We start from the raw sequence: 14632 nt of genomic DNA, 5'->3' as shown, positions 1-14632 counted from the left end.
TCCCGCCAATCGGTGCGCTCGGGACCCAGCCACCCAACGCACCAGCCGCCACCCGATAGGGGCCGCAGCCATGAGCCGAACCGTCACCATCGAACCCGTCACGCGCATCGAGGGTCACGCCCGCATCACCCTGCAGCTCGGGGAGAGCGGGGAGGTCGAGGACGCCAAGTTCCATCTCACCCAGTTTCGCGGGTTCGAGAAGTTCTGCGAGGGCCGACCCTATCGCGAGATGCCGGCACTGACCGCCCGCACCTGCGGCATCTGCCCGGTCAGTCACCTCCTGGCCTCCAACAAAGCCTGCGACCACCTGCTCTCGGTCAGCATCCCACCCACGGGCGAGAAGCTGCGCCGCATCATGAACCTCGCTCAGCTCACCCAGTCGCATGCCCTGTCGTTCTTCCATCTCTCCTCGCCGGACCTCCTGTTGGGCTGGGACGCGGACCCAAGCGTGCGCAACATCTTCGGCGTGATGCGTCAGGAGCCGGCACTGGCAAAGGACGGCATTCGTCTGCGTCAGATCGGCCAGACCATCATCGAAACGCTCGGCGGCAAGAAGATCCATCCAACCTGGGTGGTCCCCGGCGGGGTCAGTGAAGCACTGACACGGGAGAAGCGTGATGCCATGCTCGGACTGATTCCCGAAGGCCTGGAGATCGCCAAACGCACCTACGCCTTCTTCAAGACCCTCGTCCCGAGATTCACGGACGAGGCAAACCACTTCGGCAGCCAGCCGACCCTGTTCCTCAGCCTGGTGACGCCCAGGGGTAATCTGGAGCACTACGACGGCTTCCTGCGCATCAAGGACGCGCAAGGCCGGATCGTCGAGGACATGGTGCCCCCGATCGAGTACGAGCGACTGGTCGGCGAGGCCGTCGAGGACTTCAGCTACATGAAGTTCCCCTACTACAAGCCCCACGGGTATCCCGGGGGGATCTATCGCGTCGGACCCCTGGCCCGGCTGAACAACGCCGAAGCCTGCGGCACGCCGTACGCGGACGTCGCCCTCGCCGAGTTCCGCATGCTCCAGGAAACCGGACCGATCACCAGCAGCTTCCACTACCATTATGCGCGCCTGGTGGAAATCATCTACGCGCTGGAGATGATGGATCGCCTGCTCAGGGACCCCGGCATCCTCGACGCGCGGGTGCGGGCACGCGCCCGCAGCAACCGTTACGAGGGGATTGGGGTGGCCGAGGCCCCGCGCGGCACCCTCATGCACCACTACCGCATTGACGACGAAGGGCTGATCAACTGGGTCAATCTGATCATCGCCACCGGGCACAACAACCTGGCGATGAACCAGAGCATCCGCCAGGTCGCCGATGCCTACGTGGACGGCAACCACCTCCAGGAGGGCATGCTCAACCGGGTCGAGGCGGTGATCCGCTGTTTCGATCCCTGCCTGTCCTGCGCCTCGCATGCCTTCGGCCAGATGCCGCTCTCCATCGAGCTCCGGGATGCCGCCGGTCGGATCGTCGATACCCTCCGACGCGGCTGAGCCTTCCGGTTGGCACGCGCATCGGTCAAGGTCTTGGTGATCGGCTACGGGAGCCCGATCCGAGGTGACGACGCGATCGGACCGCTCGCCGCCGATCGCCTGGAACGCGCCGGGGTTCCGGAAGGGGTGGAGGTGGTCTCGCGACACATCCTGACGGCCGAGCTGGTGGCCGATCTGGTCGCACACGACCGCGTCGTCTTTCTCGATGCCGCGGTGGACGCCGCGCCGGGCGAGGTCCGCTGCAGGCGCATCGCCCCGGACGCCACTGCCATCTCGACCATGGCCCACTTCCTCGATCCCAGAGAGCTCCTCGCCTGGTGCGAGACGCTCTACGGACGCTTTCCCGAGACGTTCCTGGTCTCGGCCGGGGGGGCGTCTTTCGGCTATGCCAATTACAGCCTGACGCCCGTCGCCGAAGCGGCGATCGAGCCCATGCTGGATCGGGTCAGACGGCTTATCGACCGGCCGGCGGGTCCCCGTTCGGATCCGTCCTGAGCGCCTCTTCCCCAAGGATCGCCTCGTAGCTCGACTGCACCAGCTCCCGACCGTAACGACGCTCCAGCTCGCGCACCACGAAGTGACCGCGCGCCATCTCTTGATAATGGCTCATGAAGACCAGGTTGATCGCGGCGCCGCCCGCGGCCCCCAGCAGGGGCACGAGCTGCGCCGCCGCCTTCTCCGACACAACCACACCAAAACGAGCGGCGATCGCCTCGATCAGCTCGACGATCACAGGGGCGCCGGGGCGCGAAAAGCCGTACTCAGCAATGTGGCGGGCGGCCTGCGTCACGGGCACGGCCAGCGCGAGGCGGATACCGTAGTAGCCCGCCTCGGCCGCATCGTCGCTCTCGCTGCGCCCGCCCAGGGCGAAGACCTCCAGACAGGCCATGCGCGCCTCCGCCGAGTGCAGGTCCTCCCCTTGCGCACGCGCGATCTCCGCAATTGAACGCAGCATCAAGGTCGTGGCGATCGGCAGGTCAAGCAGCAGCCCATAGACCCCGAAAAAGCCGCCGATCGCACCGGAGCCAGCCGCCAGCCCCCGGTAGAGGCCATTGCGGGGATCCGTCTCGCGGGCATGACGCAGGCTCGAGGCCGCGATTTCCATGACTTGACCGATGACCGCGTCCGCCGCGGCCCGCACCTGGCGGTAGAGTGGGCGCGGAAGCAGCTTGACCGCAATCTCGATCGGCGTCCCCACGATGCCCATGAGCCGTGCTGCGAGGCTCGGGTGCTCGAGATGCCGGGTCGCCCAGCGCAGGCGCTCCAGATCGGAGGGGTTCAGACCCATGGGCGGACGACTCATTCCCGCCGCCCCGCGCGGGCGGAGGCGTCGTGACCCGCCTGAGTGGGGCCCCCTGCCTCAGATGGAATCCCGTCCTCCCGAGCCTTGTCACGGGCAAGATCGTCCCGCAGTGACTCGTTTCGGCCGATCTCTCGCCCGACGAGATAACCCACAGCCAACAGCCCCATGCCGAAGAAGACGCGCGCGAGCATGGCAATTCTCCTGAACAAGCCCTGGACGGGCGAATCCCATTCTCGCAACGGTCATTGGACTTGTCACCCGCCGACATCGTTCGTCGCAAAACCGTCCCAGGTCCGTCGCTGCCGTCCACGCTGACGCCTGCCGTTTGGGCTAAACTAGGGCGTTGACCGCCATGCGCGCACTGCCGGCGCCATCGGGGGATACCGTAGGGCCGGGCGGCGAGCGGTGAAGCGCCGGCGGCTGCGCGCCCCGAGCTCGCGTGATTCGAGCGCCGGGCGACCACTCAACTGCGACTCAGCAACACGGAGAGCACCCCATGCCCCAGGTGGACGACCTCGCGAAAAGCGACCTGGCACGCGGGATCGCGATCGGGATCGGTGCGGCTGTGCTGATCCCCGTCGCAGCCGTCGTCCTGGCACCTTACCTGAGGCCTGCGGCCCGCACCGCACTGAAGCTCGGCATCCTCGGCCTCGAGCGGGCGCGCGAGGCGGCTGCGGAGATCGCGGAGGCCATCGAGGACGTGACCGCGGAGGTCCAGGAGGAGCTGCGCGCGGCGCGGGCGGAGGCGACAAGGACGGCGACCCGCCCTGATCCCGGCCCGTCCGACCCCGCTCGCGGGGACCTCTGATGGCCCCCTTGGCACACGCGGTGCACCGCACCCGCGGGCGGCTGCGGCTGCGGATACCGGCGCGGCGCCATGACCAGGCCTTCTTCGATCGCCTGACACAGAGGCTCTGCAATGTGCCGGGGGTTCTGCGATCCACCGCCAACCCGGAGACGGCGGGCGTTCTGATCCTGCTCGATCCGCACTCTGGATCCGATCCCATTGAGGCAATCACTGAGACCGGCCTGCTGCAGGTGGTTGAGGACCGACCAAACCTCTCACCCGCGCTGACCGGAATTCGGCGCGTCGCCCAGCGCATCGATCAGGCGGTGGGCGAGTCGACCCGCGGGGTGGGCGACCTGCGCACCCTTGCCTTTGTCCTGCTGATCGCCTTGGGCGTGCGCCAGCTGGGCAAAGGGCAGCTGCTGGCGCCGGCCGCATCCCTATTCTGGTATGCGTTCGATCTGATGCGATTCGCTCGACCCACGCACGGCGGCGACCCCGGGGAGCGCTGAGGCCGCCGACTCAATCCTGTCTCAAGCCATCCACCCGATCCAACCGTTCCCAGGGCGCATCCAGATCCTCCCGGCCCATGTGGCCGTACGCGGCCAGGTGGCGGTAGAAGCCGCCTCCGCGCGCGGCGATCTCCTGTAGGCCTAGGTCCCGGACGATCGCCGCCGGACGCAGATCGAAGTGGCGGCGGATCAATCCCTCCACCGTGGCATCCGGAACCTTGCCCGTACCGAAACAGCTCACCTGGATGCTCAAAGGCTTAGGCTCACCGGCGGCGTAGCTGAGCTGCACCTCGCACGACTCGGCGATTCCAGCCGCCACCGCGTTCTTTGCCACATAGCGTGCCGCATAGGCCCCGACGCGGTCGATCCGCAGCGGGTCTTTACCGCTCAGCGCCGCTCCGCCGTGGCGCGCGAAGTCCCCGTAGCAATCGATCGCGGTCTTGCGACCGGTCAGGCCGCAGTGGACCTGGGGACCGCCCCCGACGAAGGGGCCCTCGGGGTTGAAAAAGAGCCGCGTCGCCGCGTCGGGACGGATCGCGCGGTCCGCGAACACCGGCTCGATCACGCCTTGGATCAGGTCATCGCGGATCCGCCGCTCGTTTACCGACACGCCCGGGCGTCGGCACAGAACCAGCGAGACGCTGTGGATCCGATATGGCATCCGTTCCCGATAGGTCACCGCCACCTGGCTCTTGCCGTCCGGCATGAGATAGGGGTATGTACCGGCGCGCGCCGCCTCTTCGAGCCCCCGCGCAAGCGCATGGGCGAGCTCGATCGGAAGCGGCATCAGGTTGTCGGTCTGCCGCGTCGCGAACCCGAAGACCGTGACCTGGTTCCCCGCGGGAATGGCCCCCACCCCCGCCTCATCAAGCCCCGCAGCCCGCACCGCCGGGTAAGACTCGGGCAGCGTACCGAGGCTGCTGGTGAGGATGGTCGCCGCCTCACCGTCATAATCCTCCTTATGGTAGCCGGCCCGGGCAACCACGCGTCGCGCGGTCTCTGCAAGGTCGATGCGTGCAGCGGTCGCGATGCGGGTGGCGAGAAACACCACACCACCGAACATGGCCGTCTCCGCGGCAACCCGCGAGGCCGGATCCTGCTCGAGGAGCCGGTCGACGATCTCATCGCTGATGCGGTCGCACAGCTTGTCCGGATGGGCCGCCGTGACCGACTCCGAGATGAAGATGTACTCGCTGCTCATGGTTGCACCTTCGCGCGTCCGAAGGGGGGTACGGCCGAGTGGCCGACCGAAGGCTTAAAGGACTCGTTCACCAGCAGGGGCAGCACCGCCCCGGCCGTGACGGCGAGCAGGTCCCCGGGCCCCAGCCTGGTCAGCCCCAGGAGCCGGCGGAGCCCCGGGGCGAGGTTTGCCAGGGCCTGAGCGGCCAACGACAGCGCCAAGGCCAGCTCCAGCTTGCGATTGCGGGGCAGGCGCGCGCTGCCCAAGAGGACCCGCCCCGAGGAGCGGCAGCTCAAGGCATGCAGCAACTGGGCAAGCGTCAGTGCATTGAATGCGAGGGTACCGGCCGCGGGTCCGACGCCGTGACGGGCAACCCCATATCCGAACACCCCAAGGGTCCCGGCGGTAATGACGGCGGACTCGGCAGACATCCGGGCAAGCCCGCGGGCGGAAACGATCGGCTCGCCGGGGTCACGAGGCGGACGCCGAATGACGCCGGCCTCGGCCGGCTCCATCGAGAGCGCGAGACCCGGAAAGATATCCGACATCAGGTTGATCCAGAGCAGCTGCATGGGGTTGAGCGGGCTCCCCAGACCCAGGGCGATCGCCGCCAACATGGTCTCGATCTCCGAGAAATTGGTGGCCAGCAGGAAGTGGAGGGTCTTGCGGATATTGGCATAGATGGTCCGCCCCTGGCCCACCGCCACCAGCATGGTATTCAGGTTGTCGTCCTCGAGGACGACATCGGCCACCGAGCGGGCGAGATCGGTGCCTGCCTGCCCCATCGCCACGCCGTTGTCCGCGGCCTTGAGGGCCGGCCCGTCGTTGATCCCATCGCCGGTCATCGCCACGACCCGCCCGGCCTGTTGAAACGCCTGGACGATCCGAAGCTTATGCCCCGGGCTGACCCGGGCGAAAACGTCTACGTCAGGAACCAGGCCGCGCAGCATCGCCGGGTCGATACGATCCAGGTCGCTGGAGTCCAAGACGCGCACATCGCCATGCCCGGACAGATCCAGTGCACGACCGACCGCGGAGGCCGTCGCACTCTGATCGCCGGTGATCATGACGGTCTTGATCCCCGCCGCGTGGAAGCTGCCCATCAGCTCGGCCATACCTGGGCGCAGGGCATCGCTCATCCCCACAAGGCCCAGCCAGGTCAGGCCCCGGGTCCGCAGGTCCGCCCCGGAGCCGGGCGCGGGCGCCAGGATGCGGAAGGCCACCCCCAGGACGCGCAGTGCATCGCTCGCCATCCGTTCGTTGGCGCGCAGGATCGCATCACGGGCCGACTCGTCCAGAGGAGTCCGACTGTCTCCCAGATGGTCGCAACGATCCAACAGGTCTCCCGGGCTGCCTTTGGCCGCGATCAGGATCTTCTTGCCGTCCTGCATCCGGTGAAAGCTGCTCATCACCGGGCGGCCCTCCGCCCGCTGGTGGAGCTCGATGAGGGGGTGGCGCTGGCGCAGGGCCTTCACCTCGACACCCTCCGCCAGTGCCCGCTCGATCAGGGCCACCTCGGTGGCGGAGCCGACCGGACAGCCGTGATCGTCCAGCACCGCCTCGCTGCAGAGGCAGGCCGTCTCCAGCAGGCGTCGGCGTATCTCAGGATCGGCGTCCGCCGGATCGACTTCGGTACCGATCGCGACCCGCGCAACCCCCATGCGGTTCTGGGTGAGCGTGCCGGTCTTGTCGAGACAGATCACCTGCACCGAGCCCAGGGTCTCGACGGCGTCCAGATGACGCACCGCCACCTGGCGGCGGCGCATCTCCGCAATCCCGAGGGCCAGGGTGCTTGTGGCCACCGTGGGCAGTCCCTCTGGGACCGCGGCCACGGCCAGCGAGACCGAGGACTTAAGCATCTCGATCCAGCCGAGCCCCCGCACGAGTCCTAAGAAGAAGACGCCCACGCACACCAGACCGCTCAGGAGAGCGAGCTGGGTACCGAGACGGTCGAGCTGGATCTCCATCGGGGTATCCGGCGGGCGCACCTCCCCCAAAAGAGACTGGATCCGGCCGAGCTCGGTTCCGAGCGCCGTGCCTACCACAAGTCCCCTGCCGGCGCCTCCCGTGACAGCCGTACCCATGTAAGCCATATTGACCCGCTCGGCGACGGGTGCATCGGGGGTCAGCAGACGGCAGGCGTCCTTTTCGACCGGCAGACTCTCGCCGGTCAGGGCGGACTCATCGATCGTGAGCTGACGGCTATCGAGAAGACGGAGATCCGCTGCGACATAGCTCCCTGGCTGCAGCAGGACCAGGTCCCCGGGCACCAGTCCCTCCGCCGACATCTCCCTGCCCTCCCCTCCGCGCAGCACGCGGCAGGTGCGCGGGCGCATGTCCGCGAGCCCCCGGATCGTTCGCTCCGCCTGGCCCTCGGTCGCATAGCCGATCGCCCCATTGATCCCCACGACCGCCAGGATCACCAGGGCATCCGCCACGCCGCCGGTCAGGACGGAGACGAGGGCCGAGACCGCCAACATGCCGACCGGGACGGTCAGGAACTGCTCCATCAGGATCGCGAGCTCGGAGCGACCGGCCGTCGGGGTCAATCGGTTCGGGCCGAAACGGGTGACGCGACGCGCCGCTTCATCCGGGTCGAGACCACCTGCAGGGGACACACCAAGAAGAGCACGGACCTCGGCCTCGGCCATGGCATGCCAGCCGCGCGGCTCATATCCGGTCACTGCGGCACCCGATGGCGTATCCCGGCGCCGCGCCCGACCTGGGGCCGGACGGCCGATCCAGTTCTCCAGCCCTGGCTCGGTAGCGCGGCGGGTATCCCGACCGGACCCGCCCGCTGCCTCCAAGATCGGAGGGGCTCGCTTCGCGGGGGGCTCGCTGCCCGACAGCTCGGCGACCCAGGCAATCACTTCGTGCGCCTCGATTGCCGGGTCATGGAGCACCAGCAGACCGGCCGTGACAGGGCTCGCGGTCACCCGCAACACGCCGGAACGGCTCACCAGCGCCGACTCCAGCCGCCGAGAGAAGCCCGCCTCTCGATAGAGCCCCGGAATTCGCAGCCGCAGCCGCCCGCGCACGCGTTCGTGTACGACCTCGATCCGACCGCCGACATTCGACCGATCCACGCGGGCCCCGATCCCCTTTCGCCGACCTTCTGCGTATTCAAGTCTAGCGGTGCGGTGACTCAGGGCAAGGGACACCCGGGCGAGATCTGAGCGGGAAGGAGGCGGGGGACAGCGGACCGGGTCCCCGGCCGGTTGGCCCGTCGAGCCTGCAGGCAGGGAGGTCCCCCTGGAGCGCTACTGAGCGATGGCACGGTGCCAACACCCCCTGATCGGGAGCCGGTCAACCGATGCGGCCGCCCGATGTGGATCCGCCTGTTACCCGATCACGCTGATGGGGGCACGCCCGGTCGCGCCGACTCACTCAGCCACCGCCCCGGACGGCTTGACCGTCGTAAAGCCGAGCTGCTCCCACATCTGCATCCCCCCTCGGTACCACTTGATTCGGTCGGGAGGATAGCCGATCTGCAGTAAAGCGCGGATATTGGACGGCGATTGGCCGCACCAGGGCCCATTGCAGTAGAACACCAAGGTCTTGACGGCGCCGAAGCTCCAGAGCCCATCCATGCGAATGGCGCCGAGCTCAAACTCCAGCAGGTCGGCGATGGCCTCGGGCTCGGCATGAGCGGGGTCGAGCCGGGTGTAGGGGATCGGGGTCGCGCCCGGGATCATGCCATGCGAGATCCAGGGCTCGGTTCGCGAATCGATGACCAGGATCGGCTCGTCCTTGGCCGCACGCTGCAGGTAATCGATCAGCTCGAGCTCCCCGATCGTCTCCACACCCGGGGCCAGCTTCATCGGCTGAATGCAGTACGGTGGACAATCCCGGGCGGTGTGATCGAAAGGCGGGACGACCGTATGTCCCGGCTCCTGATGGCGCAGGACCCGCATGAGTCTTCCCTCATGCCGCGCTTCGAAGTGCGGCAGTGTCTCGGTGATCTTGACCCGCAGGTCATCCAGGTCAAAGAGCCCGTCCTGCGGATCCGCGGCCTCGGCACACGGGGTTGTGGCGACGATCAAGGCAAGTGACATCGTGGGTGGCGAGCGCATGGCGAGCTCCTTGAATCGTCGCGGCATCTCGGTCAGGCAGAGGCAAACAGGGTCCGAAAGAGGGCTTGGTTGTCATCGCCGATGTAGTCTGCGAATACCGCGGCAAACTCCTTGCGGGCCCGCTCCTGACGTTCCAGCAGCTGGCCGATCAGAGCCCCCATCGCGAGCAGTGTGTCCGTATCGGCCATGCCTTCCGTACGCATCTGCTCGGCCCAGTCATGGAGATGCCCTGCCTGCACCGCCAGATCCTGCAACAGACCGAGGTGGTCGAGCAGCTTCTTGAGCAGCTTGATCAGTCGCGCGATCTTGTCCTTGGGATAGAGGCTCTCGAAAAACTCCATCAAGTACCGCAGCTTCTTGCAGCTCTTGCGCAGCTCGTGCAGCTCTTCATCCGGCGAGTCCGGGCGAATCGCGAGCCCCTCGCGGCGCACCCGCTTGACCATGCGTCGAATGCGTTCGTCCGCGACTGACTTGATCGGGCGTGCACCTTTGGCCGGGACGACGTGCTCGCTGATCGGGGCATCCAGGAAAGCGCGCCACTCCTCGATCAGGTGCGAGAACTCGGCTGAGTCCAGATGTCCGACCAGCCGCCGCTGCTCCTCGGTCTGGCGGGTCCGCAAGTAGGCCCGGACCGACTCAAGAGCGGTTTGCAGGCGCGCCGGGATGGCCTGCTGATAACGATCGAAGTCCAACAGGTACACGTCCAGGTCACGCGTGGGGCCTGTGGCCTGTTGGAGCCAGGCGAACCTCGCCTTGTACTCATCGACGATGGCCTGCGGCAGGACGTCCTTGATCTGACCCAGTGCGGATCGCGTCCGGCGCGTGGCAACACGCAGATCATGAAGGAACTCGGTATCCAGATTCTCCCGCACCCCTTCGATATTCGCGATCAGGGTATCCAGCAGCCCCCGCAGGATCACGCGAGTGGCCTCGTCAGCGCGTTGGTGCGGATCGAGCCGGTAGGCGAGCTTGGACGAGTAGCCGGACGGCCGGCGACCGCATGAGGCGAGCGCATCCGATAGCAGAGGCGTCTCGGCCGGGACGAGTCCGAGTTCGGAGACCAAGCGTTCTGACACTTGGCGATAGATCCCGTGATGGTGATGCTCCGGCAGGAGACGGAGCCGCGCCTGCATCGACCTGCATTCGGCACCGGCCGGATCGCGGGCCAGGGGCTCTTCGAGCTCCAGCCGCAGCAAGGTCTCGGCGTCGTCATTGACGAGCCGCAAGGGCGTCACCTGACTCTCGACCTCGGCGACCGGCAAGAGACGGCGGACCCCACAGAGTCCGCAGATCCGCTCGCGGACCGGACCGTTCGGAAGATCGAGGGCCAGTCCGGGCTCGCCCGCCATGGCCTGCGAGATCTGCGGGGCATCGCCTTGCAGCGCAGTCCAAACCCATCGCCTGCCCGAGCGTTGCGACCGACATTCCAGTGCTCCGCCATCGCAGAAGATCGCCCAATCGAAGGTGTCGTAGAAGGTCCGAGTCGCAGTCTCGGATGGCCACAAGCTCGGGCGGAAATTCTCGCTCAGCCAATCCACGATGTGATTTAGTCGCGTGCCGAAAGGCACCAGGAGCTCGATGTCCGTGGACCTTGTGGCACGCCCCTCTTCGTCCGCATGGATTGTCAGAGAGACCACCATACCCCCGTCATCTGATCTTCGTTCAGCGACACTATGCTCCGTTCGGGCGGATAGCAATGCGGATCGAGGCCCTTGGGGATGCTGATTCATGGTCATCCCGGCCATGATCAGCTCGCCTTCCGAGCGGCGCGACTCCCGGAGGGCACCATGTTCAGGCACCGAGGTGCCTGAACATGCCGGGTCCTCCCGCCCCGGACGGGCAACGCTGCATACTTCAGCGTTGCCGCTCGGGCGTCGGATGCCTGACCGGATTCGAAATCGTAACCGGTTTCCGTTAAGGTCCTTATTAGTGAGCCGCATCATCTCAACGTGCGCAAAGGTGTGGAGCCATGAGTAAACTCGACCAACTCAAAAGCATGACGACGGTCGTTGCCGACACAGGCGACTTCGAGGCCATCGCCGAGTACGAGCCCCAGGACGCCACCACCAACCCCTCCTTGATCTACAAGGCGGCCCAAATGGCTCAGTATCGCGAGCTCGTCGAGGATGCCGTCCTGTTCGGTACCCGAGAGGGCGGCAGCGACTCACTCGCCCGGGCTCGGTCGATGATGGACAAGCTCGCCGTGAACTTTGGCACGGAGATCTTGAAGATCGTTCCCGGACGTGTGTCAACCGAGATCGACGCCCGTCTTTCGTTCGATACCGAGGCCACGCTGAGGCGGGCGGAGGGCCTGGTCGAGCTCTACCAAGCAGCAGGCGTCGACCCGAGCAACCAGGTGCTCTTCAAGATCGCCTCCACCTGGGAGGGCATCAGAGCGGCGGAGATCCTCGAGCGCCAGGGCTTGCACTGCAACCTTACCCTCTTGTTCAGCTTCGCCCAAGCCGTGGCCTGCGCCGAGGCCGGCGTCACCCTGATCTCACCCTTCGTCGGACGAATCCTCGATTGGTACAAGAATGCCGACAACGTGGCGGGTTACCCGGCCGATGAGGACCCGGGCGTGAGGTCCGTTACCCGAATCTACAACTACTACAAGCGACACGCCTATGACACGGTCGTCATGGGAGCGAGCTTCCGCAACCTGGACGAGATTCTGGAATTGGCCGGCTGCGACTTCTTGACGATCTCGCCGGCCCTGCTGGGTGAGCTGGCGTCCACTGAAGGGGATGTCCCGCGGAAGCTGGACCCCGAGCGCGCGCTCACCATGGAGATCGTCAAGCTCGATCTAGACCAACCCGCCTTTCGCTGGGAGCTGAACGAGGACGCGATGGCCACGGAAAAGCTTGCCGAGGGCATCCGCCTCTTCGCCGCGGACACGCGTAAGCTCGAGCAATTCGCGCACGAGCTCTGTCGAAACTGCTGAGCCGCGTGACCGCGTTTTGCTGTTCGCGCCGAGCTTGGCCAGGATGGCCAATCCATCAGCGTCCCCTCCAGATGTTGGAAATCAATGCTGAGAACGAACGATTTGAACTGCCTCTGCTGCACCGCTCATGGGCCCATGCGAGTCCGAGCCTACGCGAAGATCGCGCGTGACGTACCGGACGCGGTTTGATGGACCACCGCCCGCGCAAGCGTTTCGGCCAAAACTTCCTGCACGATCAACGGGTCATCGGACGCATCCATGCCGCGATTGCGGCGAGGCCCGGCGAGCACGTCGTTGAAATCGGCCCCGGCCACGGCGCCATCACCGAGGGCCTTCTGGCGACCCTGGGGTCACTTGATGTCATCGAGCTGGACCGCGACCTGATCGAGCCGCTGCGCGCCCGAATCGGTCGCCTCGGGGATCTACGCATCTATCAGGCCGATGCCCTGGCATTTGACCTCGGCTCCCTCGTATCGGGAGGAGCTCGATTGCGCCTGGTCGGCAATCTCCCCTACAACATCTCAACCCCGTTGCTGTTCCGCTTCCTCGCACAGGCCGATTGCATCCTCGACATGCATCTGATGCTGCAGAAAGAGGTGGTCGAGCGGATCGTCGCCGATGCGGGGGACAAGACCTACGGACGCCTTTCGGTCATGGTCCAGAGCGCCTGCGCCACGGAGTTTCTGTTCCGGATCGGAGCGGGCTCCTTCACACCTGCGCCCAAGGTCGAGTCCGCCTTCCTGCGGCTTCGCCCCCACCGGCGGCTCCCTTACCCGATCGATGACCCGGCCCTGCACGGGCGCATTGTCGCCGCCGCCTTCAGCCAGCGCCGCAAGACCTTGCGCAACAGCCTCTCCGGGGTGGTTGATCCGGCCCTGCTCTCGGAGGTCGACATCGATCCGACCCTGAGGGCGGAAAACCTGGACGTCGACGGCTACGCACGGCTCGCAAACGCCGCTTGCAAATCCCAGCGCCTGCCCTGAAATTCACCAGCCCGGTGCAGGGTAGTTTCCAACGAGGGCAGCGAGATGGCGGAAGAGGACGAGGTCACGGTGGACGGCGGATCGCAGCTCCAGCTGGCGCGGGCAAACGACGTCCTGCCCACCCAGATCCCCATCCTGCCGGTCGCCTCGCGGCCCTTTTTTCCGGGCCAGGCCGTTCCCCTCATGATGGATGCGGAGAACTGGTCCTCGACCCTCAAGGCGGTCGGAGAGAGCGAGCATAAGATCCTCGGTGTCCTCCTGGTCCGGAGCGAGACCTCCGAGGAGGCCGGGCCTGGCGATTTCTATGCCGTCGGAACGGCCTGCCGGGTCCATCGCGTGCATCAGCAAGACGGCCACCTGCAGGTCCTGGTGGAATGTCTGCAGCGCTTCCGGATCGGCACCTGGATGAGCCGTGAGGCCCCTTTCAGCGCTCGGGTGACGTATCTTCCGGAGCCAGCCGGTCCGCCGAACGACGAGATCAAGGCCTACGCCATGGCCGTGATCAATACGATCAAGGAGCTTTTGCCGCTCAACCCGCTCTATGTGGAAGAGTTGCGCATGTTTCTCGACCGCTTCGGCCCGGACGATCCCTCCCATCTCTCAGACTTTGCGGCCAGTCTCACCACGTCCACCAAGGAGCAGCTCCAAGAGGTGCTGGAGATCCTGCCCCTCCTGCCGCGCATGGAAAAGGTGCTGGTCCTCCTCAACAACGAGCTGGAGCTGGCGCGTGCGCAGCAGAAGATCCGGCGCACCGTCGAGGAGAAGATGCAGAAGCAGCAGCGCGAGTTCTTTCTCCGGGAGCAGCTCAAGGCCATTCAGAAAGAGCTGGGCATCGCCAAAGACGACCGCACCGCTGAGCTCGACCGCTTCACGGCGCGGATCTCGGAGCTCGCCCTGACCGAGCAGGCCGCTAAGCGCGTTCAGGAGGAGATGGACAAGCTGAGGATCTTGGAGACCGGGTCGCCGGAATACTCGGTCACCCGCAACTATCTCGACTGGATCAGCCTCCTGCCTTGGGGGAGGCACTCCCAGGACAAGCTGGACCTAAGACGCGCGAGACGTGTCCTGGACCGGGACCACTACGGCCTGGAAGACGTCAAGCTGCGGATACTGGAATTCCTGGCCGTCGGAATTCATAAGGGCCAGATTGCTGGCTCCATCATCCTGCTCGTCGGTCCCCCGGGGGTAGGGAAGACCTCCATCGGACACTCCATTGCCGACGCGCTGGGACGACAGTTCTATCGCTTCTCGGTGGGCGGCATTCGCGACGAGGCGGAGATCAAGGGTCACCGACGCACCTATATCGGCGCGATGCCCGGCAAGTTTCTCCAGGCGATGAAGGATGCCGGGACGGC

Annotated in this window: 13 protein-coding genes; 7 read left to right on the top strand and 6 right to left on the bottom strand. The window is 66.2% G+C overall.

The window, feature by feature from the left end; all coding sequences use genetic code 11:
- The first annotated feature begins 70 nt into the window (after positions 1-70).
- Together LJE61_RS02730 and LJE61_RS02725 are read left to right on the top strand one after the other, a co-directional pair.
- Positions 71-1498: a Ni/Fe hydrogenase subunit alpha gene (locus LJE61_RS02730; RefSeq protein WP_296917329.1), complete on the top strand. Its 1428-nt coding sequence runs from the start codon at positions 71-73 to the stop codon at positions 1496-1498.
- Positions 1499-1507: 9 nt separating this feature from the next.
- Positions 1508-1993, top strand: coding sequence for a hydrogenase maturation protease (locus LJE61_RS02725; protein ID WP_296911354.1), 486 nt, complete (start codon positions 1508-1510; stop codon positions 1991-1993).
- On the opposite strand, the gene LJE61_RS02720 is transcribed toward LJE61_RS02725, so the two are convergent.
- Entirely contained in the window at positions 1953-2786 is an 834-nt protein-coding gene (locus tag LJE61_RS02720) for an EcsC family protein (protein ID WP_296911352.1), read from the bottom strand. The two genes, LJE61_RS02725 and LJE61_RS02720, sit on opposite strands and share 41 nt — an antisense overlap.
- Positions 2787-2797: 11 nt before the next feature.
- Positions 2798-2992, bottom strand: a complete 195-nt coding sequence (locus tag LJE61_RS02715; RefSeq protein WP_296911350.1) for a hypothetical protein — start codon at positions 2990-2992, stop codon at positions 2798-2800.
- Positions 2993-3297: 305 nt separating this feature from the next.
- On the opposite strand from LJE61_RS02715, the gene LJE61_RS02710 reads away from it, so the two are divergent.
- Both LJE61_RS02710 and LJE61_RS02705 read left to right on the top strand, forming a co-directional pair.
- The gene (locus tag LJE61_RS02710) at positions 3298-3609 is read left to right on the top strand and encodes a DUF5132 domain-containing protein (protein WP_296911346.1); all 312 of its coding nucleotides are present in this window, start codon (positions 3298-3300) and stop codon (positions 3607-3609) included.
- Entirely contained in the window at positions 3609-4100 is a 492-nt protein-coding gene (locus tag LJE61_RS02705; protein ID WP_296911344.1) for an HMA2 domain-containing protein, read from the top strand. The genes LJE61_RS02710 and LJE61_RS02705 overlap by 1 nt, the downstream gene beginning before the upstream one ends.
- A gap of 10 nt (positions 4101-4110) precedes the next feature.
- Here the strand turns inward: LJE61_RS02705 and metK are convergent, their stop codons facing one another.
- The 4 genes from metK to LJE61_RS02685 all read right to left on the bottom strand — a co-directional run bounded on the left by metK (position 4111) and on the right by LJE61_RS02685 (position 10993).
- The gene (gene metK, locus LJE61_RS02700; protein ID WP_296911342.1) at positions 4111-5301 is read right to left on the bottom strand and encodes a methionine adenosyltransferase; all 1191 of its coding nucleotides are present in this window, start codon (positions 5299-5301) and stop codon (positions 4111-4113) included.
- Complete coding sequence (locus tag LJE61_RS02695; RefSeq protein WP_296911340.1) at positions 5298-8366, bottom strand: cation-translocating P-type ATPase; 3069 nt, start codon at positions 8364-8366, stop codon at positions 5298-5300. The genes metK and LJE61_RS02695 overlap by 4 nt, the downstream gene beginning before the upstream one ends.
- Positions 8367-8663: 297 nt before the next feature.
- On the bottom strand, positions 8664-9353 hold the full coding sequence (locus LJE61_RS02690; RefSeq protein ID WP_296911337.1) for a rhodanese-like domain-containing protein: 690 nt from the start codon (positions 9351-9353) through the stop codon (positions 8664-8666).
- 32 nt (positions 9354-9385) lie between these two features.
- The gene (locus tag LJE61_RS02685; protein ID WP_296917327.1) at positions 9386-10993 is read right to left on the bottom strand and encodes a CHAD domain-containing protein; all 1608 of its coding nucleotides are present in this window, start codon (positions 10991-10993) and stop codon (positions 9386-9388) included.
- A gap of 329 nt (positions 10994-11322) precedes the next feature.
- Here LJE61_RS02685 and tal point away from each other — a divergent pair, with 329 nt between their 5' ends.
- The 3 genes from tal to LJE61_RS02670 all read left to right on the top strand — a co-directional run.
- Positions 11323-12294, top strand: coding sequence for a transaldolase (gene tal / locus LJE61_RS02680; protein ID WP_296911333.1), 972 nt, complete (start codon positions 11323-11325; stop codon positions 12292-12294).
- Positions 12295-12482: 188 nt separating this feature from the next.
- Positions 12483-13277 (top strand): 16S rRNA (adenine(1518)-N(6)/adenine(1519)-N(6))-dimethyltransferase RsmA, encoded by a 795-nt coding sequence (rsmA, locus tag LJE61_RS02675; RefSeq protein ID WP_296911331.1) that lies wholly within the window; start codon positions 12483-12485, stop codon positions 13275-13277.
- Between the two features lie 45 nt (positions 13278-13322).
- The coding region (locus LJE61_RS02670; protein WP_296911329.1) for an LON peptidase substrate-binding domain-containing protein at positions 13323-14632 on the top strand (1310 nt) is incomplete at its 3' end.

It is taken from the genome of Thiocapsa sp., from assembly GCF_022340925.1.
In the GTDB taxonomy this organism is placed as follows: domain Bacteria; phylum Pseudomonadota; class Gammaproteobacteria; order Chromatiales; family Chromatiaceae; genus Thiocapsa.
This window is presented reverse-complemented; position numbering and strand designations above follow the sequence as displayed.

What these genes read in the sequence shown, in the direction of transcription:
- LJE61_RS02730 (WP_296917329.1), top strand. Translation starts at nt 71, where the DNA reads ATGAGCCGAACCGTCACCATCGAACCCGTCACGCGCATCGAGGGTCAC.
- LJE61_RS02720 (WP_296911352.1), bottom strand. Translation starts at nt 2,786, where the DNA reads ATGGGTCTGAACCCCTCCGATCTGGAGCGCCTGCGCTGGGCGACCCGG.
- LJE61_RS02715 (WP_296911350.1), bottom strand. Translation starts at nt 2,992, where the DNA reads ATGCTCGCGCGCGTCTTCTTCGGCATGGGGCTGTTGGCTGTGGGTTAT.
- LJE61_RS02710 (WP_296911346.1), top strand. Translation starts at nt 3,298, where the DNA reads ATGCCCCAGGTGGACGACCTCGCGAAAAGCGACCTGGCACGCGGGATC.
- LJE61_RS02705 (WP_296911344.1), top strand. Translation starts at nt 3,609, where the DNA reads ATGGCCCCCTTGGCACACGCGGTGCACCGCACCCGCGGGCGGCTGCGG.
- metK (WP_296911342.1), bottom strand. Translation starts at nt 5,301, where the DNA reads ATGAGCAGCGAGTACATCTTCATCTCGGAGTCGGTCACGGCGGCCCAT.
- LJE61_RS02690 (WP_296911337.1), bottom strand. Translation starts at nt 9,353, where the DNA reads ATGCGCTCGCCACCCACGATGTCACTTGCCTTGATCGTCGCCACAACC.
- LJE61_RS02685 (WP_296917327.1), bottom strand. Translation starts at nt 10,993, where the DNA reads ATGGTGGTCTCTCTGACAATCCATGCGGACGAAGAGGGGCGTGCCACA.
- tal (WP_296911333.1), top strand. Translation starts at nt 11,323, where the DNA reads ATGAGTAAACTCGACCAACTCAAAAGCATGACGACGGTCGTTGCCGAC.
- rsmA (WP_296911331.1), top strand. Translation starts at nt 12,483, where the DNA reads ATGGACCACCGCCCGCGCAAGCGTTTCGGCCAAAACTTCCTGCACGAT.